Below are 3,743 nucleotides of genomic sequence, written 5' to 3' on the forward strand. Positions count from 1 at the left end.
GACTCGGGGCGATCTGGAGAGCATCCGCGCGGTCACATCCGGCACCGCGCCACTGTCCGCAGAGGACGCCGACGCCTTCACCGAGAAGTTCGGCATACCGGTCCTGACGTCTTACGCCGCAACCGAATTCGGCGGCGGTGTGGCCGGCTGGACGCTCGCGGATTATCGGAAGCATTGGCGCGCCAAACGGGGCAGCGTGGGCCGCGCCAACCCCGGCGCCAAACTGCGGGTGGTCGGCGACGACGGATCACCGCTCGGCCCCGATCAACCGGGAGTTCTTGAGGTCAAGCCGGCTCAGCTGGGGCCGACCGCGGACTGGATCCGGACCACCGACATAGCGCGCATCGACACTGACGGATTCTTGTGGATTCTGGGGCGCGCCGATCAGGCGATCATCCGCGGCGGGTTCAAGGTGATGCCCGACGATGTCCGCAGCGCGCTCGAGGACCACCCGGCGGTACAAGGCGCGGCGGTCGTCGGCCGCAGCGATGAGCGCCTCGGCGAGACGCCGGTCGCCATGGTGGAACTGCGGGAGCCGGTCGAGGTGGCGACGCTGGTGGACCATCTGCGAACGCGGTTGGCGCGCTACGAGATTCCCACCGACATCGCCATCGTCGAACAGATCCCGAGAACTGTGTCCGGCAAGCCGGATCTCGGCGCCGTCCGACGCTTTTTCAGCGGCGCCGTCGAACATGCCTAAGAACACGGTCGGCGAGGTCCTGCGGCGCCAGGCACCTTCCAGGGGTGAGCATCCGCTGCTGGTGTGCGACGCGGAACGACTGAGCTACGCCGCGGCCGACCGCCGTTCGGCACAACTGGCCCGCGGCCTGGTCGCGCTCGGTGCGGACAAGGGCACCCATGTCGGCGTGCTGTACCCGAACGGGTCCGCCTTCGTCGTTGCAATGCTGGCCGTGGCCCGAATCGGCGCAACAATCGTCCCGTTCTCGACGTTCGCGACCGCTCCGGAGATGAGCGAGCAACTCGCCCACGCCGATGTCGAGATCCTTCTTGCCACCGCGTCCTACCGCGGTCACGACTACCGCAAGCGGCTGGCTGATGTTCGGAATGTCCCGCTGTTGCGCCATGTTCTGATCGACTCCGAACCCGCCGAGATGGTCGACGAGGCGCTGCTGGAGGCGATGGAAGACGACGTCGATTCCTCGGATGTGCTTGCGATCGTCTACACGTCCGGTTCCACGAGCACCCCGAAGGGCGTGGTGCACACTCATGCATCGCTGCTCGACCACCAGGCGGTCCTCAACGAGATCCGCAGCCTGACGGCGCAGGACAAGCTGTTCTGTAGTTCGCCGTTCTTCTGGATCGGCGGGTTCGCGTTCGCGATACTGGCCACCCTCCTCGCCGGCTCGACCTTGGTGTGCTCCAATGCCACCGATGCGGGTAAGACACTCGACCTGCTCGAGGCCGAAAAGCCAACCATGACCAATGGTTTCGTGGCGGGCATCGCTCATCTGGCTCGCCATCCGAGTCTGCCCAAACGTGACCTGTCGTCAATGCGCCGCGGCAACCTGTACCCGATCATGGCGCCCGACGTGCGACCTGCCGATCCCGAGCTGCGACACACCATGCTGGGCATGACCGAATCGGGCAGTGTCATCACGATCAGTGCGGACGAATCCGACCAACCCGAGCACCGGCGCGGGTCGTTCGGCCGGCCGTCGCCCGGATTCGACACCAAGGTCATCGACCCCGACACCGGAGACGCCGTCGCGGTGGGTGAGCTCGGAGAGTTGTGCATCCGCGGGCCGTACATGATGCAGCGGTATCACAAGCGCAGCCGTGAAGAGTGCTTCGACGCCGACGGCTGGTTTCACACCGGAGATCTGGTCCGCACCGACCGCGATGGATTCGTCTATTTCATCGGCCGCCGCGGCGCGATGATCAAGACCGCCGGCGCCAATGTCGCGCCCGCAGAGGTCGAGCGGGCGATCGCCAAGGTCACCGGCGGCGTGGTGGCGCACGTGGTGGGCATCCCCGATCCGGAGCGTGGGCAACTGGTCGCCGCCGTCATCGCAACCGAAGATGACACCGACTTCGACGAGGACACCGTCCGCAAGCGACTCAAAGACGAGTTGTCGGCGTACAAGATTCCGAGGCGCTTCGCCGCCGTGCCCAGTGCGCAGATCCCTGTGATTTCCAGCGGCAAGATCGACATTCCGCGTCTGGCCAAGGTGTTCGATGGCTGACACGATCGACCGATTGGTCAGGATCCGCGCCGAGTGTGACGCAGCCAAGCCGATGGTGATCGATCCGGACACCCGGATCACCTACGCCGAGCTCGACGCCACCACCCGCGACCTGGCCGCCGCATTCATCGCGGCGGGCGTCGGCAAGGGCACCCGGGTCGGCCTGATCATGCCCAACTGTGTTCGGTGGGTGCAGATCGCGGTGGCGCTGACGCGTATCGGCGCCGTGCTGGTGCCGTTGAGCACCCTGCTGCAGGCCCCCGAGCTCGTCGCGCAACTCCGGGTCGCCTCCGTGCAGTTCCTCGTGGCCGTGGAGGAGTTCCGTGACCACCGCTACCCCGACGAGCTGGAGCCGGAACGCAAAAAGCTTCCCGCACTGCGCGAGGTATGGACGCCGGAGCGGCTGGCGCGCGCCGACGACAGCACCGTGGTCGAGGCGTTGGCCGAAACCGTCACCGCGAGCGACACACTCGCGATCATGTTCACGTCGGGTAGCAGCGGCCCACCCAAGGGTGTTATCCACTCGCACGGCAATGCACTGGGCGCCGTGCGGTCCGGACTCGCCGCCCGCTGCATCGACGAGGACACCCGGCTGTACCTGCCGATGCCGTTCTTCTGGGTGGGCGGCTTCGGCAGCGGTGTACTGTCCGCGCTGCTCGCCGGCGCCACCCTGGTGACCGAGCAGATCCCTCGGCCACAGATGACACTGCGGCTGCTGGAGCGCGAGCGTGTCACGTTGTTTCGCGGCTGGCCCGACCAGGCCGAAGCATTGGCACGCCAATCCGGCTCTGTCGGAGCCGATTTGTCGGCATTGCGACCGGGAAGCCTGGAGGCCCTGCTGCCGCCCGAGCAGCGCGCGCAACCCGGTGCGCGGGCGAAGTTGTTCGGAATGACGGAATCGTTCGGGCCCTACTGCGGGTATCCGGCCGACACCGATATGCCGCGTTCGGCGTGGGGCAGTTGCGGAAAGCCGTTCGCAGGCACCCAGATCCGGATCGTCGATCCCGACAGCGGCGAACCAGTCCCTGCGGGCACCGTGGGGATGATTCAGATTCGCGGACCGCACACGCTGCGCGGCATCTGCCGGCGCAACCGCGAAGAGATGTTCACCGCCGACGGGTACTACCCGACCGGCGATCTGGGTCGTCTCGACAACGATGGCTTCATGTTCTACCACGGCCGATCCGACGACATGTTCAAGGTCAGCGGCGCCACCGTCTACCCCAGCGAGGTCGAGCGGGCCCTGCGGACTATCGACGGCGTCGACAACGCCCTCGTCACCGACGTATCCGGCGCGGTGGGTGCCGTCGTGATAGGCGACACCACCGTCGATCACCTCCGGAATTCCGCGCGAAAGCTGCTGAGCTCCTTCAAGGTTCCGACGGTCTGGCTGCTCGTGGACTCCGACGACGCAGTTCCGCGCGGCCCGACCGGCAAGGTCGATGCCAGCCGCGTCCGGGAGATGTTGTCGAATTCAAATTCATCTGGTCTGTCCACTTGACGTCTGTCCTGTTACCAGTGCACGCTTGACCCGTGGAC

Annotated in this window: 3 protein-coding genes; all 3 read left to right on the forward strand. The window is 66.3% G+C overall.

The genetic code is table 11. The features are described 5' to 3' along the window. Positions 1 to 700: AMP-binding enzyme (locus tag ACRDU5_RS22705; protein ID WP_526617243.1), on the forward strand; the 700-nt coding region annotated here is incomplete at its 5' end. Further along, positions 693 to 2,204, forward strand: coding sequence for a class I adenylate-forming enzyme family protein (locus ACRDU5_RS22710; protein ID WP_526617244.1), 1,512 nt, complete (start codon positions 693 to 695; stop codon positions 2,202 to 2,204). The genes ACRDU5_RS22705 and ACRDU5_RS22710, both read left to right, overlap by 8 nt. Further along, on the forward strand, positions 2,197 to 3,705 hold the full coding sequence (locus ACRDU5_RS22715; protein WP_526617245.1) for a class I adenylate-forming enzyme family protein: 1,509 nt from the start codon (positions 2,197 to 2,199) through the stop codon (positions 3,703 to 3,705). The genes ACRDU5_RS22710 and ACRDU5_RS22715 overlap by 8 nt, the downstream gene beginning before the upstream one ends. The last annotated feature ends 38 nt before the right edge of the window (positions 3,706 to 3,743 follow it).

Origin of the sequence: Mycobacterium sp. (assembly GCF_050701515.1) — a bacterium.
In the GTDB taxonomy this organism is placed as follows: Bacteria; Actinomycetota; Actinomycetes; order Mycobacteriales; family Mycobacteriaceae; genus Mycobacterium.